Here is a 23,942-nt window from a genome sequence, read left to right as displayed (position 1 = left end):
GGCGATGAGGAGGAGATGTTGAACCCCACTGTTCGCCACGGCGCCGTTCTCGCCGCCACCGCCGGCGTCCTCGGCGCGCTCGCCGCCCACGGTGCCACGGCTGCCGCTCAGCCCAGGGACGCCGCCACCGGGTACACCTGCCGGAACGGAGCGGTGTCGGTCTCGGACGCGGCCGGATCGGCCGTACCCACCGCCCACGAGTCCGGCGTTCCGCTCCACGCCACGCTCCGGCTCCACAACACCGAGAGCACAGCGCTCACCAAGGCCTCATACGTGTTCGCCATCGGCAACCTCATGAAGAACCGGGGCCCCGCGCCCCATGTTCGGTGGCGCGTCGGCAAGGGCTCTTGGCACACGATGACGCTGCACTGGAACAGCAAGACCAACGGCACGCTGCCCCTGTGGAACTCCCAGGCCCTGGCCCTGGGCACGATCCCCGCGCGCGGCATCGCCACCACGGAGATCTCCGTGTCCTTCCCCGAGAAGTCCATCAAGGCTGTCGACTACGACTTCCTCGACGTGCACAGCGGTGCTTGCGGCAACACCCGCCTGGACTGGTATTCCGGCAACGGCTTCTCCTACTGGCCGTGGAAGGGGACCCCGGGCAAGCCCGCCTAGGTCGCTTGCCGCTTGCCGTGAGGAGGCAGGGCCGCGCCGCGCGGGAGTCGAAAGAGGTTGCTGCCGGCCACCGCTTCAGGAGTTCGATCCGAGCGTGGCCCGGCAGTGCCTTTGCCCGATCAGTGGGTACGTGCCGAGCCGCTCGCCCATTGGCGTCCTTGCCGAACGGGGCGAAACGAGCAAGCGCCGTCGGCTTCGCGGCGAGTCGTTTAACAACAAACCTCAACCAATCAGATAATCCGGCACATAAGCGGCATACCTGATGGTCCAAGAGGGAGAGCGGCCGTGGCGAGCGAGAGCGGACGAGCGGCACAACCCGTTGACAGGGGGAAGGTCAAGAGCTGGCTGTCGAAGGTGTTCGAGTTCAATACCGCAGGGCTGAACTGGCCGCGAGCGGTGGCGTTCCTGGATGCCGCGTTGGTGCCGCTGTTCGTCTTCTGGGCGATCGGGCATGAGGTGTACCTGCTCAGCGCACTGTTCGGTCTGCTGTTCACGGCGCTGAGTGACCCGGGAGGCGGCTACGGGCACCGGGCACTCTCCGTCGCCGCCTTCGGGCTGGTCGGTGCCGGGGTGACCGCGCTGGCGTTCGAGATCGGGGCGGACGGCTGGGGCTGGATGGTGCTCGCGGCTTTCGCGGTCACACTGGCAGCCGGGCTGACCGTCGCCTTCGGGGTCCACCGATTCATCAACGCCATGCTGCTCAACGTCTGGTTCGTCGTCGCCATCGGATACGAGTTCGGCCTCCACAAAGCGGTCCACGTCACCAGTCACATCTGGGCCCAGGTGCTCGCCTGGAGCGGAGGGGCGGCACTGTGGATCGTGGTGACGTTCCTGTGGTGGCTGATCCGGGGACGTACGGATCAGAGCCAGCCCTTCTCGGAGCTCCCGGGCGACAACTCGCGGAGGAAGCTGACCCCGCCGCTGATCCTGTTCGCGGTGATCCGCGCCGTGGTCATCGCGGGCACCGTGGCGCTGGCGTTCGGACTGGACCTGACGCACGGCTCCTGGATCCCGATCGCGGCCATGATCTCGTTGAAACCGAGCCTGGAACAGGCCGCGCTCGTCGGCGCACAACGCCTCGTCGGAACGTTGATCGGCGCGGTCGTGGCCGGGTTGCTGCTGCTGGTGCCCACGAACGAACACGGAATCAGGCTGTTCGCGGTCCAGCAAGGCCTCGAAGTGGTGGCGCTCGTCCTGCTGATGCACGGGGCGGGGATCCGCTTCTGGAACTACGGCCTCTACAGTGCGGCCATCGCCGCGGGCGCGCTCATCCTGGTGGACCTTCCGCAGCCCTCCGACTACGCCGCCGAGGGCTACCGGTTGCTGTGGACGCTGTGCGGCGTGGGATGCAGCCTGATCGTCCTGCTGCTGGCGGGCCTGCTCGCCAAACGCACCGCCAAAGCGCGACCACAACCAGCCTGACGGCCAGCCGGCCGCCACCTCCGCCGCGACACCCGCCGCGCGGAGGCCCCACACGGGGCCCAGCCCATGAAAACGCCCCTGATCTGCGCCATATGCACAGGTCAGGGGCGTGATCACATTCTCTACTTCTTCTTGCCCTGGGTTTCGACCGCCCGGTTTTTGGGGCTGGTCAACGAGGTGATCACCTCAACTGACCTGCCGTCGGGCGGTCGTTGGTTGTCGCTGTCGGTCGCTGACGGTTGGCCTCGGAGGTTCCACAGAGTTCCAGGATCCGACCCGGCTCGGCTCGGGGCCCGATCTGTCGCTATCGCCAGGACCTGTCCGGCGGATCCCGAAATCGGGCCGTTCGGCGCGTCCGAGAGGGGCGCCGGCCGGATCGCTATCGTGCGCGGGCTCCCGTTCGGCTGCGGATGGCTCGCGCGTTTTGCCTGACCACGGTGTTGTTTGACACATATGCGTGCCGACGTCCAGCGCATGGGCGCGTCGCGCGCAGTCGTGAAAGGACAAGACATGTACATATATGGATCGACAGCGGGCCGTCGGAGTTGCGCCGCGGTCGTTGCCGCGGTGGTGGCCTGCTCGACGGTGTTCATAGGGACCAACCCCGCCGTCGCCGGCGGTGCTCCGACACCTTCGGTGCCCGCCCCGAAACTGGACTGGAGACCCTGCGTTCAGGGCAGCCCGTTCGACTGCGCGACCGCGAAGGTGCCGCTGGACTACCGCACCCCCCGCGGCCGCACCATCGAACTGGCAGTCGTCAAACGGAAGGCAACTGGTCCCGGACGGCGCATCGGCACCCTGTTCTTCAACCCCGGCGGCCCCGGCGGGCCCGGATCGGTGCAGATGCCGCAGAACTACGAGTCCTTCCCGCGGGAGGTACGGGAGCGGTTCGACATCGTCAGCTGGGACCCCCGCGGGATCGGCAACAGCACCGCGGTGAACTGCTTCGCGAGCCCCGAGGAAGCCGCCGCCTGGAACGCGAGCAAACCGGCAGGCTTCCCGGTGGGCGAACAGGAGCGGACGGCCTACTTCGCCGCGTACAAGGATCTGGGCCGGCGCTGTCAGCAGCGCGACCCCGAGCTCCTGCGCCATGTGTCGACCGCCGACACCGCTCGCGACCTCGACCATCTCCGGCAGGCGGTAGGCGACCCACAGCTCACCTACTACGGGATCTCCTACGGCACGTTCCTGGGTGCCACCTACGCCAACCTCTTCCCCGGCAACGTCCGCGCCATGGTCCTCGACAGCGACTGGGATCCGCAGGCCTGGACGAACCACGGGTCCGACAAGGCCCCCCGGTCCACGGCGATGCTGCGCCTGGGTGCGGACCGCACCGCGGCGGAAACCCTGGACCAGTTCCTCACCCTGTGCGGGTCCACCACCACCGCCCGCTGCGCCTTCTCCGCCGGCAGCCCGAAAGCGACCCGGGACAAGTACCACCAGCTGATGAAGCGCCTCCGGGAGCATCCCGTGGGCGAGTGGACCTACGCCGTCACGGTCAGTGACATGGTGAGCGGCTTCTACGTCGTCCACCCAGGATGGACGAACGTCGCCGTCAAACTGCAGAGCCTGTGGCAGGGCCGCGCCCCGGAGCCGTTCCCGCTCCCACCCGCCCCGGCGGTCCCGGATCCGAATCCGTACCTGGGCGAGGAACAGGCCGGTGCGGTGTTCTGCGGCGACAGCCCCAACCCGCGTGACCCCGCTGCATACCACGTCCTGGAGGAGGCCAGCGCCGCCCGTGCGGGCGACACCGGACGCCACTGGACCTGGGCCACCGCGGTGTGTACCGACTGGCCGGGAGTCGCCGCCAACCCCTATCGCGGACCGTGGAACAAGCCGACAGCGCATCCCGTCCTGGTGGTCGGCACCGCCTACGACCCCTCCACTCCCTACTCGGCCGCGAAGGCCATGACCCGAGAACTGGCCGACGCCCGCCTGCTCACCAACAGCGGGCACGGGCACACGGCACTGCTCAACCCCAGCAGTTGCGTCAACACGCACGAGAGCCGCTACCTCGTCGACGGCACCCTCCCGCCGACCGGAACAACGTGCCGCCAGGACGTGCCGCCCTTCTCCGCACCCAAGCCGCGCGGCGGCGTCGCCACAGGTGGGGGCGGGATGGCCGGCACCATCCCAGGCCGCCCATGACTTGCGGCCTTGGGCACGCGCTGACTCGACACGCCCACCCTGGACAAGATTCGCAGACGGCTTCGGGATGCCGGCTGCGCAGCCAAGCTTGAGCGTTTGGTCCGCTGCTGCTGAGCTCAAGCCGTCCAGCCCTCGTGGAGGGCTGGACGCGGCGCTTGAGGGCCCAGCAAGGACCCAGAACGACCGAAAGCCCCTGACCTGCACTGTAATTGCAGTTCAGGGGCATGATCGCGAAAGTTACTTCTTCTTGCCCTGGTTCTTGACCGCCTCGATCGCGGCCGCGGCGGCCTCCGGGTCGAGGTAGGTGCCGCCCGGGTTGAGGGGCTTGAAGTCGGCGTCCAGCTCGTAGGAGAGCGGGATGCCGGTGGGGATGTTCAGGCCCGCGATGTCGGCGTCGGAGATGCCGTCGAGGTGCTTGACCAGGGCGCGCAGCGAGTTGCCGTGGGCCGCGACCAGGACCGTACGGCCGGTCAGCAGGTCCGGGACGATGCCGTCGAACCAGTACGGGAGCATGCGGACGACGACGTCCTTGAGGCACTCCGTCTGCGGGCGCAGCTCCGGCGGCAGGGCCGCGTAGCGCGCGTCGTCGAACTGGGAGTACTCGGAGTCGCGGTCCAGCGCCGGCGGCGGGGTGTCGTACGAGCGGCGCCACAGCATGAACTGCTCCTCGCCGAACTCGGCGAGCGTCTGGGCCTTGTCCTTGCCCTGGAGGGCGCCGTAGTGACGCTCGTTCAGGCGCCAGCTGCGGTGGACCGGGATCCAGTGGCGGTCGGCGGCCTCCAGCGCGAGCTGCGCGGTACGGATCGCGCGCTTCTGGAGCGAGGTGTGGACCACGTCGGGCAGCAGGCCGGCGTCCTTGAGCAGCTCACCGCCGCGGACTGCCTCCTTCTCGCCCTTCTCGTTGAGGTTGACGTCCACCCATCCGGTGAACAGGTTCTTCGCGTTCCATTCGCTCTCGCCGTGGCGGAGGAGGATCAGCTTGTACGGTGCGTCGGCCATGGCTCCGAGCGTAATCGAACCCCGCGACCGCTCGCGCCTTCGGCCATCAGTCGGACACCGGAGCCCCCGTCCGGCCGTCCCCCGTCCGCTCCGGCACCCTTCAGTTGACGGCATCTGTTAATTGAGTGGCTCTCGGAGGCAGGCGCCTCGTAAGTTGTGCTCACCGCCCGAGCCGCTTACATCCGTGGGGGACCCATGCCTGCCGCCGTCATGAGACGTGCCGTCCGAGAGACCGTCTCAGGACTCCCCCGCGAGTTCTGGTGGCTGTGGACCAGCACCCTCATCAACCGGCTCGGGGCCTTCGTCGCCACCTTCATGGCCCTGTATCTGACCCTCGACCGCGGCTACTCCGCCTCGTACGCGGGTCTGGTCGCGTCCCTGCACGGCCTCGGCGGTGTCATCTCCTCGCTCGTCGCGGGGGTCATGACCGACCGGTTCGGGCGGCGCCCCACCCTGCTCGTCGCGCAGGTGTCGACGGCCGCCTCGGTCGCGCTGCTCGGTTTCATGCACGACCCGGTGGCCATCGCCGCGGTCGCCTTCCTGGTCGGCATGGCCAGCAACGCCTCCCGGCCGGCCGTGCAGGCGATGATGGCCGACATCGTCCGGCCCGAGGACCGCGTCCGCGCCTTCTCGCTCAACTACTGGGCCATCAACCTCGGTTTCGCCGTCTCCTCGATGGGCGCCGGCTTCATCGCCGAATTCAGCTACCTCGCGGGCTTCCTCATCGAGGCCGGCATGACCCTCGTCTGCGCGATCGTCGTCTTCGCGAAGCTCCCGGAGTCCAAGCCGGTGCAGGCCGCCAAGGAGGCGGAGGCCGCGGTCGGACTCGGGACCGTGCTGCGCGACGGGCGGTTCATGAGCGTGGTCGGGCTGTCGTTCCTCGTCGCCCTCGTCTTCCAGCAGGGCGCCGTCGGACTGCCGGTCGCCATGGGCAGGGCCGGTTTCACCCCGGCCGACTACGGCACGGCGATCGCCGTCAACGGCGTCATGATCGTCGCACTGCAGATCCCGGTCGGCCGTTTCATCGAGCACCGGGACCCCAAGTCGCTGCTCGTGATCTCGTCGCTGCTCGCCGGGTACGGGTTCGGGCTCACCGCCTTCGCCGGGTCGGTCGGGGTCTTCACGCTCACCGTCTGCGTGTGGACCCTCGCCGAGATCGTCAACGCCCCGACGCAGACCGGTCTCGTCGTCCGCCTCTCCCCCGTCCACGGGCGCGGCCGCTACCAGGGCATGTACACCCTCTCCTGGGCGCTGGCCTCGCTCGTCGCCCCGGTGATGTCCGGCATCGTCATCGACCGCTTCGGCGCGGCCTGGCTCTGGGGGCTGTGCGCGGTGGTCGGCACGGCGGCGGGCCTCGGATACGGGCTGCTCATGCGACGGCTCCCGGCGGAGGAGACGGTACGGGAACAGGCCGTACGGGAATCGGTCGTACGGGAATCGGTACGGGAGTCCGTCCCGGAGGCCGTACGGGAATCGGCGCGGTAGACCTCGCCGTGGCCCGGGGTTCTCGGGCCGGGGCCACGGGAGTCCCCACCCTGACGGCCCCGGGGACCCATGGCACCTCACGGGTGCATCCGCGCCCCCTTCACCACCTTGTCCACCGCGTTCCGCGGCCCGTACACCGCGAGTCCCACCAGATCCAGTCCGCCGGTCGGCACGGCCCGTACGGCCGCGCGGTTGTCCCGGTCGTTGCCCGTGGCGAAGAGGTCCGACGTGAAGACCGCTCGCGGCAGCGCCCGGGACAGTGCGCGGCCGTGGGCGGCGGTCAGAGTCTCCTTCGAAGCCTCCAGGACCAGGACCGGCTGCCGGAACATCGGCAGGTAGGAGATCCCGTCGGCGTCCTCGTACGGCTCCCCGATCACCTCGGGGACCGCCGTCCCCAGGCCGCTGACGAGGAAGGCGGTCACATTGAGCCGCTGCCAGGGCTCCAGGTCGTCGCGCAGGACGACGGTGATCTTGGTGTCGAAGCGAACGGGTGCGGCGTCCGGAAGGCTCGCGCCGCCCGCCGCGCCGTCGCCGGGAGGGCGCGTCCCGTTCTCGGTGCTCGTCCCGTTCTCGGTGCTCGTCTCGTTCTCGGTGCTCATGCAATGAGACTGCCGACCGGCGCCCGCCGTCGTCTTGTACGTTCTTTGCGTGACCGCTCAGCGTGAGATGTCCGCGTGGCGCCCGAGCGTCCCGGGCATCGTCGAGGTCTTCCACGCGCACTACACCGAGTACGCGTACCCGATGCACGTGCACGAGGCCTGGACCCTGCTGATCGTCGACGACGGCGCCGTCCGCTACGACCTCGACCGGCATGAACACGGCACCCCGCGCGACACGGTGACGCTGCTGCCGCCGCACATCCCGCACAACGGCGCTCCCGCCACCGAGCACGGCTTCCGCAAGCGGGTCCTCTACCTCGACGACTCACGTCTGGCCGACGACCTCATCGGACCCGCGGTGGACGGGCCCGCCCTGGCGGATCCGGTACTGCGGCGCCGGGTCGCCCGGCTGCACACGGCGCTCGCCCACCCCGGGGACGAGCTGGAGGCCGACAGCAGGCTGACGCTGATCGCGGACCGGCTGCGCGGGCTGCTCCTTCCCCGAGCGGCTCTTTGGACCCCCTGCGCCGACCGGCCGCTCGCCCGCCAGCTGCGCGAACTCCTCGACGAACGGGTCGTGGAGGGGATCGCCCTGGACGAGGCCGCCCGGCTCGTGCACGCCCACCCCGCGCACCTGGTCCGGGCGTTCAGCGGCGCGTTCGGCATCGCCCCGCACCAGTATCTGATGTCCCGCCGCGTGGACCGGGCCCGCCGTCTGCTCCTCGACGGACGCCCACCGGGCGAGGTGGCCGCCCTGACCGGCTTCTACGACCAGTCCCATCTCACCCGTCATTTCCGCCGGTTGGTGGGGGTGACTCCGGGACGGTACGCACGGTCGTGAGCCGGGGACGGGCCGCCCGGGACACGGGGATCAGCTGGTGGGGCGCCGCGTCAGGTTCGAGAACGCGTCCAGATTGCGCGTCGACTCCCCGCGGGACACCCGCCAGGCGTACTCCTTGCGGATCGCGGAGGCGAAACCCAGTTCCAGGAGCGTGTTGAAGGCGCCGTCGGCGGCTTCGAGGACGGACCCGAGGAGACGGTCCACCTCCTCCGGGGTGACGGCGGTCAGCGGCAGCTTGCCGGTCAGATAGACGTCTCCGAGGGAGTCGACCGCGTAGGCGACCCCGTAGAGCTTGAGATTGCGCTCCAGGAGCCAGCGGTGGACCGCTTCGTGGTTCTCGTCCGGGTGGCGGATCACGAACGCGTTCAGCGACAGCGAGTGCTTGCCGACGATCAGCGAGACCGTCGTCGAGAGCTTGCGGGTGCCGGGCAGTTTCACGACGTACGAGCCCGCCCCGGGGCTCTCCCACTCCAACTCGGCCTCGGTGAGGACCCGCTCGATGATCGACGCTGCGTCAGCCATGGCCCGAGCGTACGTGACCCACGTCGGGGGTGACGCGCCCGGCCGAACACGCGGGGACGTCGTCAGGCGTGCTGTGCACGGTGTGCGCGCGACAGGCGTCGGGCGTGGTGTGCACCGTGTGTGCACGACAGGCGTCGAGCGTCAGGCGTGCTGTGCACCGTGTGCGCGCGACAGGCGTCGGGCGTCAGGCGTGGTGTGCGCGCAGACGGCGTCGGTGGTCCTGCGCCGCCGCCGCGTAGACGTCCGCCGTCTGTGCCGCCGCGGTGTCCCAGCCGAAGCGCTCCGCGTGTACCGCCGCGGCGGCACCCATACGGGCCACGAGACCCTCGTCGTCGGCGAACGCGCGCAGCACGCGCGCGTAGTCGGCGGGACGGTGACCTCGTACGAGGAAGCCGGTCTCCTGGTCGCGCACGGCCACCGGCAGACCGCCGACCTCGGCCGCGAGCACCGGCGTACCGGCCGCCTGCGCCTCGATGGCGACGAGCCCGAAGGACTCGCTGTACGAGGGCATGACGAGCACCGAGGCGGCCCGGAACCAGTCCGCGAGCTGCTCCTGTCCGACGGGCGGCCGGAACCGTACGACGTCGGCGATGCCCAGCCGAGCGGCCAGTTTCTGGAGCCCTTCGGGCTTGGCGAGTCCGCTGCCGCTCGGACCGCCCACCACGGGGACGACGATCCGGCTGCGCAGTTCGGGCCGCTCGTCGAGCAGCACGGCGACCGCGCGCAGCAGCACGTCGGGGGCCTTGAGGGGCTGTATGCGGCCCGCGAAGAGGGGGATCAGGGCGTCCTGCGGGAGACCGAGCCGGGCGCGGGCGGCGGCGCGGCCGTCGGCGGGCCGGAAGCGTTCGAGGTTGACGCCCGGATGGACGACGGCGACGCTGCCGGCGGCCGCCCCGTAGTGGCGTACGAGTTCGTCGGCCTCCTCCGCGGTGTTCGCGATGAGGCGGTCGGCGGCGCGCACGATCTGGGTCTCGCCGATGACGCGGGCGGCGGGCTCGGGGGTGTCGCCCTCGGCCAGCGCCGCGTTCTTGACCTTGGCCATCGTGTGCATCGCGTGCACCAGGGGCGCGCCCCAGCGTTCGGCGGCCAGCCAGCCGACGTGGCCGGAGAGCCAGTAGTGCGAGTGAACGAGGTCGTAGTAGCCGGGGCGGTGCCCGGCCCAGGCCTGCATGACACCGTGGGTGAACGCGCACAGCTGGGCGGGGAGGTCCTCCTTGGCGAGGCCTTCGTAGGGGCCCGCGTCGACGTGCCGGACGAGGACGCCCGGAGCCAGCTCGACGGAGGGCGGCAGCGCCGCGGTGGTGGCCCGGGTGAAGATCTCGACCTCGATGTTGATCGCGGCGAGCCGCTGGGCGAGCTCGACGATGTACACGTTCATGCCGCCCGCGTCGCCCGTGCCGGGCTGGTGCAGGGGCGAGGTGTGCACGGAGAGCATGGCCACCCGCCGGGGCCTGCGGTGCAGCCTGAGCCGCGAGGCTGTCGCCGGGGAGCGTCGCCCGAGCCTGCTGACGTACTGGCTCACGTGGCGGTCCTCCTCGCTTGCGGGCATGCCGGTCGGAGGACGTGTGACGCCCTCCGTGAGGTGGAACGCCGGAGCCGTCCGCCCCATTTCCCCTTTGCCGAATCATTACCCGATATCGCTCAACCGTTCGATCACCGGGTGCGTCGGCTTCTCCGCCCGCCTGCCTCCGCCTGCCTCCGCCGGGGTCCACCCGGGGCCTCCGCCTCAGGGATCGCCCAGGCCGCCGCCGGGGTCCGCCAAGGCGCGCGACCCGTTCGGCCGGGGTTGTCCACAGGGGACCGCCAAGCCGCCGTCGGTTGTCCACAGGGTCACCGGTCCGTGCCGGAGCCGCCTACTCTCGTACGCATGACAACCCGCGCAGCGTCTCGCCCCGTGGGCACGGTGACGCGCGGGACGACAAATCCCAACCGCCTGCGCCGCATGGACCGCTGGATCGCGGCGGTGCACGGCGCCGAACTCCGCAGGGCACCGGAGCCCGTGGCGGTCGACCTCGGCTACGGCGCCGCGCCCTGGACCGCGGTCGAGCTGCTGACGCGCCTTCGCACCGCCGCACCCCGCACCCATGTCTTCGGCGTCGAGATCGAACCGGCGCGGGTCGCCGCCGCCCGCCCGTACGAACGCGAGGGCCTCGCCTTCCGGCACGGCGGCTTCGAGGTCCCGGTGCCGGGCCGGCCGCACCTGATCCGGGCGGCGAACGTCCTGCGCCAGTACGACGAGGAGCAGGTCGCCGAGGTCTGGCGGCGGCTGTGCGCACGGCTCGCGCCGGCCGGCCCCGGCTCCCGGGGCGGGCTGCTGGTCGAGGGCACCTGCGACGAGATCGGCCGCCGGCACGTCTGGGTCGCCCTCGGCCCGGAAGGCCCGCGCACGGTCACCTTCGCCACCCGGCTCGGCTCCCTGGACCGCCCGTCCGACCTGGCCGAGCGGCTGCCGAAGGCGCTCATCCACCGCAATGTGCCGGGCGAGCCCGTGCACTCCTTCCTGCGCGACTTCGACCGCGCCTGGGCGGCCGCCGCGCCGTACGCCTCGTACGGCGCGCGACAGCGCTGGATACGCACGGTCCGCGACCTGACGGCCGACTGGCCGGTCGTGGACGGGATCGCCCGCTGGCGCCAGGGCGAAGTGACGGTCCGCTGGGAGGCGTTGACGCCCCGCGCCTGACAGGGCGCGCGACCCGACGGAACGCGGCGGCGACCGGGAGACGGCCGGCGCGCGACCCGTGGGGAACGATCTCGGTGAGTCGCACGTCACACACGCGGGGGGATGAGATCGTCATGCCGAAGCGGACCCCGGGGAAGGGAGTTCCTGCCTGCCTCGCGCGCGAGGGGAAGGGAGTTCTTGCCCGGCTCTGTCGCATTGCGCGCCGGCATGGCACGATCCCTCAGGCGTCCGTAAGTTACTGACGGTAAATCAGTTGGGGGGCGGAGAATGGGATCCGGCAAGCGGAGCCTGACCACGGCGGCCATGGCCCTGGCCTGCGCATGTGCCTGCGTGGTGCTGGCGTCATCGGGGACGGCCTACGCCAGCCCGGAACCGAAGCCGGCACCGACCAGGACCCCTACGGCGACGCCGACGGCGACCCCGACTCCCGTGAGCAACAAGGACCTTGAAGCGGTCCGCAAGAAGCTCGACAAGCTCTACCACGACGCGGCGGTCGCCACGGACGCGTACAACGCCGCCGAGGAGAAGGTCCAGAAGCAGTCCGCCGAGATCGTCGGGCTGGCCCAGGAGATCGTCAAGGGCCAGGCGAAGCTGGACGCGCTGAAGGACCGCGCGGGTGCCGCGGCCCGCGCGCAGTACCGGGGCGGCGGGCTGCCGCCCGAGGCACGGCTGTGGCTGAGCGACGACCCGCAGGAGTTCCTCGACGGCGCGGGAGTGGTGCGCCAGGGCGAGCACGCCACCAAGGGACTGCTCGACGAGATGGCGCGCACCCAGCAGGACTTGCGGCAGTACGCGAAGGACGCCTCCGCCCAGTGGCGGAAGCTGGAGGCCGACCGCGAGGCCAGGGCCGGGGCCAAGAAGAAGATCAAGCAGCGGATCTCCGACGCCGAGAAGCTGGAGTCCCGGCTGGAGAAGAAGGAGAAGGAGCGGCTCGCCAAGCTGGAGGAGGAGGCCGCCCACAAGGCGCAGACGGTCTGGCTGAGTTCAGGTGTCCTCTCGGACATCAAGAGCGACGCGTCCGAGCAGGGCAAGAAGGCCGTGAAGTACGCGACCGACCAGATCGGCAAGCCGTACGAGTGGGGAGCCGAGGGCCCGAAGACGTACGACTGCTCGGGGCTCACCTCGCAGGCCTGGGCGGCCGCCGGTCACCCCATCCCCCGCACCTCGCAGGAGCAGTGGAAACAGCTCAAGCACATCGACATCAAGGACATGCGCCCCGGCGACCTGATCATCTACTTCGACGACGCCAGCCATGTCGGGATGTACATAGGGGACGGCGCGATCGTGCACGCCCCGCGCCCCGGCCGCACGGTGACGATCACGGGGGCGGGTTCGATGCAGATCCTGGGCGTCGTCCGGCCCGACGCGTAAGCCGCGCCCTGGAACACCCGGCGCCCTTCGCACGGCGCCCCTCGCCTCGCGCGAGGTTCAGGGCGCATCCGTGACGGTGCGTGGTATCCGTGACGGTGCGTGAGGGAAAGCGTTCGCGTGACGCACCGCACGTGACCTGCGGCACGGTTGCCCCGGCTCCTCGAACCCGGGGACGTGACCTTCGTCATCCCCGGGGGAACCGCGTCCTGTCCAAGTGCGTTACGGGATGCGGCATATGACGGTGGCCCTTCGTCCGGCGCCGCGCCGTACGCCATTCCGCTGCGGCACCGGCGGGCGCTATGGTCCCCGTCGGTGGGTCGAGGTCCTTCGCCCACCACGCCCTCGGGGGGAGGGAAGGAACCCAGACGATGCCCGTACCCGTACCGCGGCAGAGAGCGATCCCGGCCGTGGAGAGTGGTCAGGCTCAAGCCGTGTTCTCACCCGGCGGCCCATCCGGAGACAGCACCGGCGGCCCCGCCGGGACCGCACCGGAAGCCCGCACCACGACCTCGCTCACCGGCACCACCCATCTGACCCTCCTGGTCATCGAAGACGACCCGGCGGGTTCGCTCGGCGTGCCCGAAATGCTCGACGCGGCCGGCAAACCGGTCCGGATCCGCACCGCCCGCAACCTCACCGAGGCCGAGCGGCTGCTCACCGACGACGTCCACTGCATCCTGCTCGACCTCGCGCTGCCCGCGCCGGGCCGGGCGGCGGACAGCGAGGACGAGCTGGCGACGCTCAAGCACGTACTGCGGCTCGCGCCCGGCCACGCCGTCCTCGCGCTCACCGCGTCCGGCGACGCCGAGCGCGGCACGGAGGCGGTGCGCGTCGGCGCCCAGGACTACCTCTTCCGCGACGAGCTGGACAGCCGGCTGCTGAGCCGGGCGATCCGGTACGCGGTGGAGCGGAAACGTTCCGACAAGGCCGAACGGCGGCTCACCGAGTCCAAGCTCCGCGCCCAGGAGAACGCCCGCCTGGAGCGCGGCCTGCTGCCGACCCCGCTGCTGGAGGGCTCCACGCTGCGCTTCGCCGCGCGCTACCGTCCGGGCCGCTCCCGTGCGCTGCTCGGCGGCGACTTCTACGACACCGTGCGCACGGCCGACGGCACGGTGCACGCGATGATCGGCGACGTCTGCGGGCACGGGCCGGACGAGGCGGCGCTCGGTGTGGAGCTGCGGATCGCCTGGCGCGCCCTGACGTTCGCGGGCCTGTGCGGGGACGAACTCCTGTCCACGCTGCAGCAGGTCCTGGAGCACGAGCGGGAGAACGACGAGATCTTCGCGACGCTGTGCACCGTGGACATCGCGCCGGACGGCCGCCGCGCCGGGCTCTGCCTGGCCGGTCACCCGTCGCCGCTGATCGCCCGTCCGGGCCGGCCCGCCGAGCTGCTGCCGTACGAGAACAACGGCCCCGCGCTCGGTCTGCTGCCGAACGCCCGCTGGCCGCGCATGCAGGTGGAACTGGGTGCCGCGTGGAGCCTGATGCTCTACACCGACGGCCTGATCGAGGGCCACACCGGCGTGGGCAAGGAGCGCCTGGGCCTGGACGGCATGGTGGACATGGTCCGCCGCCAGCTCGCCCAGGGGCTCCAGGGCGAGGATCTGCTGCGCGCGGCGGTGAACGAGGCCCGCGAACTCAACGGCGGGGAGCTGGCGGACGACGTGGCGGTACTGCTGCTGGACCGGAATCCGTAGCAGGCCGCTCGCTTCTGGCGTTTCGCGGTTCGGGTGCGGTGCGGTGTGGGGCGGGGCCGTACGTCGGCGCTCGCGTCGGCGTCGGCGGTTCGCGCCGGTGGGTGGGTCGGGGCCGTGCCGGTACATCCGCCCGCATCCGAACGGATCCCAGCGGAGTTTCGAGGCGGACGCGGGTGACGATCCGTCCGGCCTGCGGGCATCTGATGTACCGGCACGGCCCCTCCCGCGCGCGGCCGACTGCGGGTGCATCGTGATGACCGATGCCATGTCCCTTCCGCGCGTACCCGGCTGCGGGTGCGTCGTGGTGGCCGGCCGTGTCGGCCCTGGCCGGACTCCGGCTGTGCGTGGCCTGCGAAGGGGGCTAGCGGCCGCCGTTGTACGGGCCGTACGGGCCGTCGCTGCTGCTGCCGCCTCGGCGGCCGCGGCCGCCGCCGGAGACCTGGCGCAGTGCGGGGCGGACGTCGACGAAGAAGACGATCGTGGCGACCAGGCCCGCGAGCTGCAGGAAGAGATACGGCAGCGTCAGGTTCACCGCCACGGTGACACCGAGGATGATCAGCCAGAACATCTTGTTCTGCTTGTCGGCGGCGCGGTAGGCGTCCTCGCGGGCGATCGCGGCCAGCACCAGCGCCACCACGGCGAGCACGAGGATGGCTGTGAAGATCAGCCACATCAGACCGCCGAATGCCGTCATCAGCACAATGTCCACCGCCCCGATCGAGTCGTCTCTACGGCCACCGTACCCGGAGAACGGGCCGGGAACTCAGAGAGTGCCCGGCCCGTCCGCGTACGGCGGAATCATGTCTCCGCGATCGCCTACTTCGCGGGCGGAGTCGTCTTCTTGGCGGCCGGCTTGCGCACCGAGGCCTTCTTCGCCGGGCTCTTCTTGGCGGAGGCGTCCTCGGCGACCGCCGGCTTCTCCTCTTCCTTGACCTCGACCGGCTCGGCCTTCGGCTCGACGGCGATGGCGAGTTCCTCGATCTCATCGGCGGCCTCGCCGCGCCACGTCCGCACGGTCTGCTCGCCGTGCTCGGCGACCTTCTCGTACGTCTCGCGCGCCTTGACGGCGTACTCGGCGGCGACGCCGACACCGCGCAGGGCGAGGTCCTGGGCGGACTCACCGAGCTTCTTCAGGTCGGTGTCGAGGGTGCCGAGGAGCTCCGTCACCTTGGCCTGCAGGTTCTCCTGCGCCACCTTGGCACGGGCGGTGGCCTTCTCCTGGACGGCGTTGGGGTCGATGTTCTTCACGGTGTCGATCCGGCCCGGGGCCTCGGCGCGGATCTGCTCCACGATGCCGGGGACCTTCTTCGCCTGCTGAACGGCCAGGTCGGCGGTGCCGGCGAGGAAGTAGAGCGGGGTCGGGTCCGTGGCGGCCTTGCGGATGTCGTCGGTGATGGCCATGACGAGGGTCCTCCCGTAATCGCTTTCAGCTGAGGGTTTTGGTGGTCCGCAACGCGGTCAACTCGCGGTCTGCTGCGGACCGGCATCGCTGCCGTCGGCCGTGCGGGGGCCGCGGACGGCGGTGTCCGGTGAAGGCTGGGCGTCCTGCGCGTCCTGAGTCCCGGGTGCGTCGGTGCCGCGGTCCTCGCCGGTGCCGGGCGCCTCGGTGCCGTGACCGGTCCCGTCCGCCGGCGCGACCTCGAATCCGTTCTCCTTGCGGAAGGACTCGTAGATCTGGAGCAGCACCTGCTTCTGCCGCTCGTTCAGCGTGGGATCGGCGAGGATGACGGCACGTGTCTCCACCTCGTCGCGGTCCCGCTCGGCGTCGAGGATGCCGGCCCGCACGTACAGCGTCTCGGCGGAGATCCGCAGGGCCTTGGCGACCTGCTGGAGCACCTCCGCGCTCGGCTTGCGCAGCCCGCGCTCGATCTGGCTCAGATACGGATTGGACACCCCGGCGGCGTCGGCGAGCTGCCGCAGCGACAACTGCGCGGTGCGCCGTTGTTCCCGCAGGTACTCACCGAGATTGCCGACGTTGAGCGATGCCATGCCTCCACCATGCCCCACCCTCGCTAACTTTTGCAAGCACCTGCTTGCAAAAGTGTGTCACGCCACGGAGGTGCGACCCGTCGGTCGATCACGGCGGCATCGATACAACTGTTCGACGTCGGCGTGGGTCTGGACTACGGAACTGCGACACCCGCAATTCGCCGCCCGTTTCCCCCACTTCACCCCAGAGGTCACCGCATGCCCCGCTCCGGACCCACCCTCCGCACCCTCCGCACGGCCGTCGGCGTCCTCGGCGCCGGCGCGCTGATCACGTTGGGCAGCGCTCCCTCCGCAATGGCCGACCACCCCGGGACCGGGCTGGTGCTGAACACCACACCGATCGACGGAGTGAAGCCGGGAACCACCTTCGAGGCGCCGGCCACCTTCGGCATCACGGGCACCAAGGCGCTGGACAAGGTCTATGCGTGGTACTACGTCACCGAGGGGTTGGACTTCGCCGACGTGCCCTCGAACTGCGTGCGGTGGGACATCGGCGAGTACGACGAGTTGGCGCCCAGAACCCTGCTGACCTGCGAGTTCGACCAGACCGTCGAGCCCGGTGTCGTCTACGCCCCCGCCAAGCTGCCCATCAAGGTCCTCGACAAGGCGCTGCACGACCGGCTCGACGTCGAATTCTGGGACTACCAATACCCCGGCGGCGATGAATACGCCCGCCATCCCGCGCGCGGAACCGCTCCCGCGTCGAAGCTGGTGGAGCGGCCCGGCGCCGTTCTGCCCGGCGGCGGCTCGGAGGGCCACGCCGCTGCCCGGGTGTGGGTGAACACGGTGAACACGGCCGACTTCCAGGTGTCGGGCGCGGAGCTGAAGGGCCGGGTCGGGGACACGGTCGACGCCGAGGTGAAGGTCACCAACGCCGGCCCCGCGTGGGTGCTGGAGGAACCCGGCCCTACGGTGGCCGTCCGGTTGCTGATCAAGGTGCCCGCGGGCACGACCGTGGTCAAGGGACCGAACGGCTGCAAGAAGTCGGCAGCCGGAACCTACTCCTGCGACGGCGGCCAGCCGGACTGGGTGGAGCCGGGCGAGGTGTCCACCCGCTCCTTCAAGCTGAGGATCGACAAGGCGGTGGCGGGAGCCAAGGGCTCGGTGGCCCTCAGTTCCGACGCCCGCCCGTACGACGTGAACAAGGCGAACGACAAGGCCGACATCCTGCTCCACGTCGAGGGCGGCGGCTCGACGGGCGGAAGCGGCTCGACGGGCGGCTCGGGTTCCACCGGCGGGAGCGGCTCCACGGGCGGTTCGGGTTCCACCGGCGGAGGCGGGACGACGGGGGGATCCGGGTCCACGGGCGGATCGGGGAGCACGGGAGGATCGGGGAGCACGGGCGGTGGAGCGAACACCACCACCGGCGGTGACCTCGCCGCCACCGGTTCCGGCCCGGCGCTGCCCCTCGCGGGTGCCGCGGCCGCGGCCGTCGCAGCCGGTGCGGGTGCGGTCCTGCTCGTCCGTCGCCGCGCGGCCCGACGGTAATCCGTCCGGCGCGCCCGAGGGCGTCGCGCCCGGAAGCGTTCGAGCGGGACACCGGCCGTCGGCCCGTCCCGCTCGGGCCGTGGGCACCGCGGGTCCTCCTCGGCGGCCGCCACCGTCCTGGTGAACCGGCCGAATCGCCGGGCCGCGGGCACGGCCGGGGGGTCACCAGGGCAGCGGGCGTGTGTGGATCACGTCCAGGCGTGACACCGCCCGGGTCAGCACCACGTAGAGCCGGTGCAGGCCCCGCGCCTCGGCCTCCGCCATCGCCGCCGGCTCCACGGCCACCACATGGTCGTACTCCAGGCCCTTGGCCAGGCTCGCGGGCAGCACGGCGATCCGGGCGCCGAGTTCGTCGACTCCGGCGACGCTCATCCCGGCGGCGCCGAGGGCCTCCCGCACCTTCGCGACGTCCGCGTCGGCGGTGATGACCCCGATGGACCCCTCGTGCGCGAGCGCCTCCCGTACGGCCGCGACGGTCCCGGCCGACAGGTCGGCGGCCGGCCGGATCCTCAACTCGCCGTCCCTGCGCAGGGACCGGGCCGGAGGGACGTCCACGTCCAGGCGGCCGAGCACCTGGTTGGCGAGTTCGACGACGGCCCCGGGCACCCGGAATCCGACCGTCAGGGGGACGACGGCGGCGTCCGGCTTGCCCAGGTGGGCGAGGAGTTCGCCCCATTCCCGTGCCGCCCAGGGAGTCGTGCCCTGCGCGAGGTCACCGAGCACGGTCAGCGACCCGAAGGAGGCCCGCCGCGCGATGGCCCGGCACTCCATCGGCGACAGGTCCTGCGCCTCGTCGATCACCAAGTGGCCGTACCCCTCGGGGTGTTCGATCAGCCCGGCGATCTCGTCGAGGAGGACGAGATCGGCGGCCGACCACCGCGCCGACTTCCACGACCGCGGCGGCTTCGCCCACAGCACCGCTTTCCGCTCCTCGGCGTCGAGGATCCCGTCGGCCGCCCGCTCCAGCGCCCCGGCGTCGGTGAGGAGCAGGGCGAGCAGTTCCTCGGGGCGCACCCGGGGCCACACCGCGTCGACGTACGCGCCGACCGGCCTGGCCCGCGAGATCCGCTGCGCCCACGCGTTCGTCTGCGGCCCGGCCCGCAGCTCGGCCTTCTCCCGCACGTACCGCACGACCCGTGTCCGCACCCGTTCCCGCCCGACGGCGTACGGCGGTTCCTCGGCACGTACGTCGTCCACGATCCGGCGCAGTACGGCGACGGGGACACGCCAGCGGTAGGTGCCGTCCGGCACCGCGAGGCCGTCGTCCGGTACGCCGATGTTCCCGTACAGGGCTCGGCGCAGCACCCGCGCCATCCGGGCGTCGTGCTTGACGACCGCGGCACGCTCGTCGTCCTCCCCGGTCACCGGACGGCGCGCGATCTCCTCCCCGATCGTCGACTGGCGCACACCGGTCTCCCCGAGCGCGGGCAGGACCTCCGCGATGTACGACAGGAAGGTGCGGTTGGGGCCGAGGATCAGCAGGCCGCCGCGCCGGACGCGCTGCGGGTGCGTGTAGAGGAGGTAGGCGGCCCGGTGCAGGCCGACGGCCGTCTTGCCGGTGCCCGGGGCGCCCTGCACACAGACCGAGGCCGCGAGATCGGCTCGTACGAGGTCGTCCTGTTCGGGCTGGATGGTGGCGGCGATGTCCCGCATGGGGCCGACGCGGGGGCGCTCGATCTCCTCGGTGAGGATCGAGCCTCCCTGGGCGGCCACGCCCCCGACGGTCCCGGCCCCGGTCGGCTCCGGCGGGACCGGGCCCGGCGGCCCGGCCCCGAGGGGTTCGTCCTCCAGCCCCGTGAGGTCGGCGGAGTCGCCGCGGCTGCCGGGGGCCCAGCCGAAGCGGCGGCGGACGGCGACGCCCTGGGGGTCGCGGGCGCCCGCTTGATAGAAGGCGCGCGAGACGGGGGCCCGCCAGTCGACGACGAGGGGCGGGGCGGCGGGGTGCTCCCTGATCCGCAGCCGCCCGATGTGGTAGCTCTGCCCGGCGTGGTCGCCGGCCGCCGCGGCCGAGTCCTGGAAGTCGAGCCGGCCGAAGAACAGGGGGCCCTGGGGCAGCTCCCGCATCTCCTTGGCCCGGCTGCGCAGCTGATACCCCAGCACTTCGGCGTCGGCCCCGGACGCGGAGACGTCCTCGCCGGTGACGACCTGCTCCTCGGCGCCGTCGACCATCGCGTCGAGGGCCGCGCGGCAGGTGTCGTGGAAGGCGCGTTCACGGGAGAGGGAGCGGGTGAGCGGAAGGTCCGGCTCGGACTCCGAGGCGTGGGCGGGGGGCGTCATTCCATCCAGGGTACCGGAATAACGTAACCGAGTAACATTTTTAACTTGGACACGTTTCTGTGGCCGGGTGGGCCCAGGCTCGGGTGAGCGGGTCAGGCCAGCCCGGGGAATCCGGCCGCGAGCTGCGCGAAGGCCCGTCCGGCCGCCGCCTCGGCGTCCGGCCGTACGGCCGCCACGGACTCCCCCTCCGCGATCCGCCGCAGGTTCTCCTCGGCGAGGATGCGGCGCACGGCCGTGATCTGCCCGGCGGCGAGCCGTGCGTCGAGCCCGGCGCCCAGGGGCTCCGCGAGAGCTTCGGCGAGCGCCGCCTCGGACCGCTCCAGGTAGCCGTACATCCGCGCCACCAGCGACGGCGTCCCGTAGAGCAGCCGGTGGAAGGCGAGAATTCCGGGGTGCTCGTTGAGCCCGGTGACGGGGTCCTCCCGGCGCAGACCGTCCAGGAAGTGCTCGCGGAGCACGTCGATCGCGGACCGCCCGGCGGCCCGGCCCTCCTCGACGACCCGCGCGGCCTCGGTCTCGTGGTCCGCGAACCGGTGCAGGACCAGATCCTCCTTGGACGGGAAGTACCGGAAGAGCGTCGGCTTGGAGATCTCGGCGGCGGCCGCGACCTCGGCGACGGACACGGCGTCGAACCCCTTCTCCAGGAAGAGGCCGATGGCGGTGTCGGAGACGGACTGGTACATCCGCCGCCTCTTGCGCTCGCGCAGCCCGGTGTCACTCATGCCCACGAGCGTACGCACCGTCCGGGGCGCCGACGGCGACCGTGCGTCACGGACACCGGAGCCGCTCGTCGAGCCAGTCGGCCAGCGCGGCGGTGACGCTCTCCGGGGCCGGCACCGCGATCTCCAGAGGCTCCGCCGCGGCGTCCAGCACCTTCCGGATCCTGTCACCCGCCTCCACGAGAGGACTCCCGTCGGCCGTCCGCCGCCCCTCCTCCAGGGACAGGGCCGTCCTGATGACGTCGGTGAAGACGGACTGGGCCCGCTTGTAGGCGAGCAGCTTGGGCAGGTCCGCCTCCCAGCCGGCCGAACTGCCGGGGGTGACGCTCTCCACGGCGTCGCACCACTGCTCGGTCATCCGGCGCTCCTGCTCCGCCGGATACCGCATCAGGTAGAGATGGGTGGCCAGGTCGTAGAGCGGGTCTCCGAACATCGCCAGCTCCCAGTCGATCGTCCAGAGCCGGGCCTTCGCGTCGACCACGAAATTCTCGCGGTGGAGATCGGCGTGCAGGAGACAGAAAGGGCGGGCGGTCAGTCCCGACACGTGCCCGCGGAGCTTCCCGAAGGAATCGCCGTCCAGACCGAGGCCGTAGAACAGGACCTTGAAGTCATGCATATTCCGTTGGTATACGTCCCGCTCCGTGAACAGGATGAGACGCTCCAAAAAGCCCGTGGTGTCGCCTTCGGCAGGACGGTCGGCGGATTTACACGTCCGTCCCACGTCCAGGGAATTGGCTTTCACACGGGCCAACTGCTCGAAAAGGGAGACGATTTGCCCGAAGAGGGCGAAGGGGATCTCACCGCCGGATCCGTACAGCGTCCCCAGCGTGCTCCCCTCGATGAAGCGCTGGAGCCCTGGGGTGGCCGTGCCGGCGAGTTCGGGGACGAGGTCGGGGATGCCCTCGATCCGTCCCGCCAGCGCACGGAGCAGCTGCTCTTCGGAGGCGAAACAGCGCCGGTCGAACCACAGCAGTCCGGGTCGCGGCTCCCGGCATTTCCAGCGGACCTGCTCGGCTCCCGCCGCCGCCCGCGGCAGCCGGACGACGTACGTCTCATGGTGGTAGCCATGGAGCGGTCCTTCGACCACGCCCGCGTCGCCACTCAACTCAATGGCTCGCGCAAAAGCCAGGGAAGTCGATTCGGGTGACATTGACCGTTCTCTCACGCAACCGCGGACCAAGGAGGAAAGAGGGGAGAACGGTACTCCGTCGCCACTCGTGCATGGGCATGATTCCAGAAGAAAGCCGCCCCATCGCGCGAGCCGGCGCGCCGTTCACTCCCCCGGGGCAGCGCGCGTCCTCAGGTCTGCCCCCTCAGCATCCGCAGCACGGTCTTCAGTGACGCCACCACGTGCTCGGCCCCGGCGTCCTGGAGCAGCTTCCTCTTGGCCTCGTTACGCGCGTAGCCGAGGAACGGAACTCCGGCCCGCTCGGCCGCGTACAGATCCGAGGGGGTGTCGCCGATCATGAGCGCCTTCGCCGGATCCGCGCCGAGGGCGTTCAGGGCCCGGTTGAGGCAGTTCGGGTCCGGCTTGAGGTGGCGCAGATCCTCGGTGCGGCCGTAGATGTGGGGCGCGAAGCATTCGGCCAGACCGCGGCTGTTCAGGTAACGGGCCGCGGTGAGGGGCGAGTTGTTGGTGGTGATGGCCAGCCGGGCGCCGACGGCCCTCCAGGTCCGTATCACCGCGTCGGCGTACGCGGTGGGCCAGGCCTTGTCCACCGCCTTGAGCTCCTGCTGGGTGAACCGCGCCTCCAGCTCGGTCACCAGGTCGCTGCGCGGCCGCCGCCGGTCGACCGCGTGCAGAACCTCCAGCGGATCGGGGTGTTCACGCTCCTCCGATGTCAACAGGCCGCGCATTCCCTGCCGTTCGAGCCACTCGACCAGATCCCTGGCCACCGTCTCGGCGGCGTGCCCCGCGTACAGCCGGCAGACCGGACCGTCGAAGTCGAAGAGCACGAAGCGCGCTCGGGTGATCGTGTCCCGCAGGTTCTCCGTCTGTGTCGCCACCGCATCAGTCTGCGTCGTATCAGAAGTCACTAGGTGAGTTTCAGGTCCGTGGTGATGGTTTCCCAGAGGGCGTCGAACCACTTCTGGGACTCGTCCACGAACGCGGTGTCCCGGCCGCCCGCCCGCTTCTCGAAGGAGAAGAGCAGGGACTCGGTGCCGAGGGTGTCGTACATGTCCAGCTTCTTGTCGGCCGAGATCTCCTCCTCCCGCCTGGCGATCATGTAGTAGGCGATCAGTGCCTCCGTCCCGTTCAGCAGGTACAGCTTCACCGGCGGAGTGAAGGGCAGGGCCCGGAAGGTCACGTGGACGTCGATGCCGTGGGAGGAGCGCAGGGACTGGAGGTTGTGGCGCAGGACGTGGCCCTGGGCGTTGCGCTGGACCAGCCAGCGCGCGTGGACGGGGTCCTCGCCGCCGGGGTCGTCGACGGAGACGGGGAACGCCAGGTTGATCTCCCGGCTGGGCAGGAGAATCCGGACGTCGATGCGCTCCGGGCGGATCCTTCCGTCGTGGATCCGGCGGACCAACTCGCCGAGCGCCAGCATCAGCGTCTCCGCGGTGAGACAGGCCGCGTCGATGCGCACGTGGGGAACGGAGAACGCCTCGGCGAGACGCGGGGCGAGGCCCACCATGGTCGGCTGCGGTTCGTTCCTGGGGGGAGCGGCCTCCGCGATCCGCGGCGGGCTGCCCTTGCTGACGTTGCTGAGCAGGCCGTCCTCCTGCAGCTCGCGCAGGGCGAGGCGGACCGTGCCGCGCTCGACGCCGAACTCCTCGGCCAGTTCCGCCTGGGTGGGCAGACGGTCGCCCGCCTTCAGCTCGCCGGTGCGGATGCGCTCTCGCAGGGCGTCGGCGATCTCCTGGGGCGAACGCCTTCTGTCGCTGTCACTCGCCACAACGTTCTCCTGAGTCACGACCAAACGGTACAACCCTCTCCCATCTTTCGGGAGTTACTCGAAAGTTGTTTATGGATACTTACCAAGTGGGGACAACCTAACCAGAGTTGGTTGCCAACTTGGCCAAGATGGCGGAAGTTTTGCCTCCCCCTCGCCCATCCACGGCACCGATCACCCCGCGTGCGTCACC

21 protein-coding genes are annotated in these 23,942 nt (G+C 70.8%); 9 read left to right on the top strand and 12 right to left on the bottom strand.

All coding sequences use genetic code 11. From position 1 onward, the window contains the following. Positions 1-15: 15 nt before the first annotated feature. The 3 genes from ACH4S8_RS20970 to ACH4S8_RS20960 all read left to right on the top strand — a co-directional run bounded on the left by ACH4S8_RS20970 (position 16) and on the right by ACH4S8_RS20960 (position 4,188). Complete coding sequence (locus ACH4S8_RS20970) at positions 16-618, top strand: hypothetical protein (protein WP_398396102.1); 603 nt, start codon at positions 16-18, stop codon at positions 616-618. Between the two features lie 285 nt (positions 619-903). Further along, positions 904-2,040 carry an FUSC family protein gene (locus tag ACH4S8_RS20965; protein ID WP_398396100.1) on the top strand — a complete coding sequence of 379 codons (1,137 nt, stop codon included), beginning with the start codon at positions 904-906 and terminating at the stop codon, positions 2,038-2,040. 510 nt (positions 2,041-2,550) lie between these two features. Further along, positions 2,551-4,188 carry an alpha/beta hydrolase gene (locus ACH4S8_RS20960; RefSeq protein WP_398396098.1) on the top strand — a complete coding sequence of 546 codons (1,638 nt, stop codon included), beginning with the start codon at positions 2,551-2,553 and terminating at the stop codon, positions 4,186-4,188. Between the two features lie 237 nt (positions 4,189-4,425). Here ACH4S8_RS20960 and ACH4S8_RS20955 read toward each other — a convergent pair whose 3' ends face one another. Next, positions 4,426-5,187 carry a phosphoglyceromutase gene (locus tag ACH4S8_RS20955; RefSeq protein ID WP_398396096.1) on the bottom strand — a complete coding sequence of 254 codons (762 nt, stop codon included), beginning with the start codon at positions 5,185-5,187 and terminating at the stop codon, positions 4,426-4,428. Positions 5,188-5,382: 195 nt separating this feature from the next. Here ACH4S8_RS20955 and ACH4S8_RS20950 point away from each other — a divergent pair, with 195 nt between their 5' ends. Further along, entirely contained in the window at positions 5,383-6,672 is a 1,290-nt protein-coding gene (locus ACH4S8_RS20950; protein WP_398396094.1) for an MDR family MFS transporter, read from the top strand. Positions 6,673-6,749: 77 nt separating this feature from the next. On the opposite strand, the gene ACH4S8_RS20945 is transcribed toward ACH4S8_RS20950, so the two are convergent. Continuing rightward, the gene (locus ACH4S8_RS20945) at positions 6,750-7,271 is read right to left on the bottom strand and encodes a DUF2000 family protein (RefSeq protein ID WP_398396092.1); all 522 of its coding nucleotides are present in this window, start codon (positions 7,269-7,271) and stop codon (positions 6,750-6,752) included. Between the two features lie 67 nt (positions 7,272-7,338). Here ACH4S8_RS20945 and ACH4S8_RS20940 point away from each other — a divergent pair, with 67 nt between their 5' ends. Then, complete coding sequence (locus tag ACH4S8_RS20940) at positions 7,339-8,112, top strand: AraC family transcriptional regulator (RefSeq protein ID WP_398396687.1); 774 nt, start codon at positions 7,339-7,341, stop codon at positions 8,110-8,112. A 30-nt stretch (positions 8,113-8,142) separates the two neighbouring features. Here ACH4S8_RS20940 and ACH4S8_RS20935 read toward each other — a convergent pair whose 3' ends face one another. Together ACH4S8_RS20935 and mshA are read right to left on the bottom strand one after the other, a co-directional pair. Continuing rightward, complete coding sequence (locus ACH4S8_RS20935; protein ID WP_398396090.1) at positions 8,143-8,634, bottom strand: YbjN domain-containing protein; 492 nt, start codon at positions 8,632-8,634, stop codon at positions 8,143-8,145. A 184-nt stretch (positions 8,635-8,818) separates the two neighbouring features. Next, positions 8,819-10,156 (bottom strand): D-inositol-3-phosphate glycosyltransferase, encoded by a 1,338-nt coding sequence (gene mshA / locus ACH4S8_RS20930; protein WP_398396088.1) that lies wholly within the window; start codon positions 10,154-10,156, stop codon positions 8,819-8,821. Positions 10,157-10,501: 345 nt separating this feature from the next. On the opposite strand from mshA, the gene ACH4S8_RS20925 reads away from it, so the two are divergent. The 3 genes from ACH4S8_RS20925 (at position 10,502) to ACH4S8_RS20915 (ending at position 14,382) form a co-directional block, all read left to right on the top strand. Further along, entirely contained in the window at positions 10,502-11,314 is an 813-nt protein-coding gene (locus tag ACH4S8_RS20925; protein WP_398396085.1) for a class I SAM-dependent methyltransferase, read from the top strand. A 267-nt stretch (positions 11,315-11,581) separates the two neighbouring features. Beyond that, positions 11,582-12,685 carry an NlpC/P60 family protein gene (locus ACH4S8_RS20920; protein WP_398396083.1) on the top strand — a complete coding sequence of 368 codons (1,104 nt, stop codon included), beginning with the start codon at positions 11,582-11,584 and terminating at the stop codon, positions 12,683-12,685. A 368-nt stretch (positions 12,686-13,053) separates the two neighbouring features. Next, on the top strand, positions 13,054-14,382 hold the full coding sequence (locus ACH4S8_RS20915) for a PP2C family protein-serine/threonine phosphatase (protein WP_398396081.1): 1,329 nt from the start codon (positions 13,054-13,056) through the stop codon (positions 14,380-14,382). 361 nt (positions 14,383-14,743) lie between these two features. Here the strand turns inward: ACH4S8_RS20915 and ACH4S8_RS20910 are convergent, their stop codons facing one another. The 3 genes from ACH4S8_RS20910 to ACH4S8_RS20900 all read right to left on the bottom strand — a co-directional run bounded on the left by ACH4S8_RS20910 (position 14,744) and on the right by ACH4S8_RS20900 (position 16,371). Next, a complete protein-coding gene (locus ACH4S8_RS20910) occupies positions 14,744-15,082 on the bottom strand; it encodes a DUF2516 family protein (RefSeq protein ID WP_398396685.1) in 339 nt (112 codons plus the stop codon). A 116-nt stretch (positions 15,083-15,198) separates the two neighbouring features. Beyond that, a complete protein-coding gene (locus ACH4S8_RS20905) occupies positions 15,199-15,783 on the bottom strand; it encodes a hypothetical protein (RefSeq protein WP_398396079.1) in 585 nt (194 codons plus the stop codon). A gap of 57 nt (positions 15,784-15,840) precedes the next feature. Next, positions 15,841-16,371: a helix-turn-helix domain-containing protein gene (locus ACH4S8_RS20900; RefSeq protein WP_398396077.1), complete on the bottom strand. Its 531-nt coding sequence runs from the start codon at positions 16,369-16,371 to the stop codon at positions 15,841-15,843. Between the two features lie 198 nt (positions 16,372-16,569). On the opposite strand from ACH4S8_RS20900, the gene ACH4S8_RS20895 reads away from it, so the two are divergent. After that, entirely contained in the window at positions 16,570-17,859 is a 1,290-nt protein-coding gene (locus tag ACH4S8_RS20895; RefSeq protein WP_398396075.1) for a hypothetical protein, read from the top strand. A 162-nt stretch (positions 17,860-18,021) separates the two neighbouring features. Here ACH4S8_RS20895 and ACH4S8_RS20890 read toward each other — a convergent pair whose 3' ends face one another. From ACH4S8_RS20890 to ACH4S8_RS20870, 5 genes are all read right to left on the bottom strand, one after another. Next, the gene (locus ACH4S8_RS20890; protein ID WP_398396073.1) at positions 18,022-20,136 is read right to left on the bottom strand and encodes a HelD family protein; all 2,115 of its coding nucleotides are present in this window, start codon (positions 20,134-20,136) and stop codon (positions 18,022-18,024) included. Positions 20,137-20,228: 92 nt separating this feature from the next. After that, positions 20,229-20,858: a TetR/AcrR family transcriptional regulator gene (locus tag ACH4S8_RS20885; RefSeq protein WP_398396071.1), complete on the bottom strand. Its 630-nt coding sequence runs from the start codon at positions 20,856-20,858 to the stop codon at positions 20,229-20,231. A gap of 46 nt (positions 20,859-20,904) precedes the next feature. Then, positions 20,905-21,942, bottom strand: coding sequence for a phosphotransferase (locus tag ACH4S8_RS20880; protein WP_398396069.1), 1,038 nt, complete (start codon positions 21,940-21,942; stop codon positions 20,905-20,907). 212 nt (positions 21,943-22,154) lie between these two features. Beyond that, on the bottom strand, positions 22,155-22,892 hold the full coding sequence (locus ACH4S8_RS20875; RefSeq protein WP_398396067.1) for an HAD family hydrolase: 738 nt from the start codon (positions 22,890-22,892) through the stop codon (positions 22,155-22,157). Then, complete coding sequence (locus ACH4S8_RS20870; RefSeq protein ID WP_398396065.1) at positions 22,892-23,776, bottom strand: GntR family transcriptional regulator; 885 nt, start codon at positions 23,774-23,776, stop codon at positions 22,892-22,894. The genes ACH4S8_RS20875 and ACH4S8_RS20870 overlap by 1 nt, the downstream gene beginning before the upstream one ends. Positions 23,777-23,942: the final 166 nt, after the last annotated feature.

It is taken from the genome of Streptomyces sp. NPDC021080 (assembly GCF_044333225.1).
Classification (GTDB): domain Bacteria; phylum Actinomycetota; class Actinomycetes; order Streptomycetales; family Streptomycetaceae; genus Streptomyces.
Note: the sequence above shows the minus strand (reverse complement) of the source record. Positions and strands in the feature narration are given on the sequence as shown.

Coding starts and splice junctions, on each gene's coding strand:
- ACH4S8_RS20970 (WP_398396102.1), top strand. CDS start 16: ATGTTGAACCCCACTGTTCGCCACGGCGCCGTTCTCGCCGCCACCGCC.
- ACH4S8_RS20960 (WP_398396098.1), top strand. CDS start 2,551: ATGTACATATATGGATCGACAGCGGGCCGTCGGAGTTGCGCCGCGGTC.
- ACH4S8_RS20955 (WP_398396096.1), bottom strand. CDS start 5,187: ATGGCCGACGCACCGTACAAGCTGATCCTCCTCCGCCACGGCGAGAGC.
- ACH4S8_RS20950 (WP_398396094.1), top strand. CDS start 5,383: ATGCCTGCCGCCGTCATGAGACGTGCCGTCCGAGAGACCGTCTCAGGA.
- ACH4S8_RS20945 (WP_398396092.1), bottom strand. CDS start 7,271: ATGAGCACCGAGAACGAGACGAGCACCGAGAACGGGACGAGCACCGAG.
- ACH4S8_RS20940 (WP_398396687.1), top strand. CDS start 7,339: ATGTCCGCGTGGCGCCCGAGCGTCCCGGGCATCGTCGAGGTCTTCCAC.
- ACH4S8_RS20935 (WP_398396090.1), bottom strand. CDS start 8,634: ATGGCTGACGCAGCGTCGATCATCGAGCGGGTCCTCACCGAGGCCGAG.
- ACH4S8_RS20925 (WP_398396085.1), top strand. CDS start 10,502: ATGACAACCCGCGCAGCGTCTCGCCCCGTGGGCACGGTGACGCGCGGG.
- ACH4S8_RS20920 (WP_398396083.1), top strand. CDS start 11,582: ATGGGATCCGGCAAGCGGAGCCTGACCACGGCGGCCATGGCCCTGGCC.
- ACH4S8_RS20915 (WP_398396081.1), top strand. CDS start 13,054: ATGCCCGTACCCGTACCGCGGCAGAGAGCGATCCCGGCCGTGGAGAGT.
- ACH4S8_RS20905 (WP_398396079.1), bottom strand. CDS start 15,783: ATGGCCATCACCGACGACATCCGCAAGGCCGCCACGGACCCGACCCCG.
- ACH4S8_RS20900 (WP_398396077.1), bottom strand. CDS start 16,371: ATGGCATCGCTCAACGTCGGCAATCTCGGTGAGTACCTGCGGGAACAA.
- ACH4S8_RS20895 (WP_398396075.1), top strand. CDS start 16,570: ATGCCCCGCTCCGGACCCACCCTCCGCACCCTCCGCACGGCCGTCGGC.
- ACH4S8_RS20890 (WP_398396073.1), bottom strand. CDS start 20,136: ATGACGCCCCCCGCCCACGCCTCGGAGTCCGAGCCGGACCTTCCGCTC.
- ACH4S8_RS20885 (WP_398396071.1), bottom strand. CDS start 20,858: ATGAGTGACACCGGGCTGCGCGAGCGCAAGAGGCGGCGGATGTACCAG.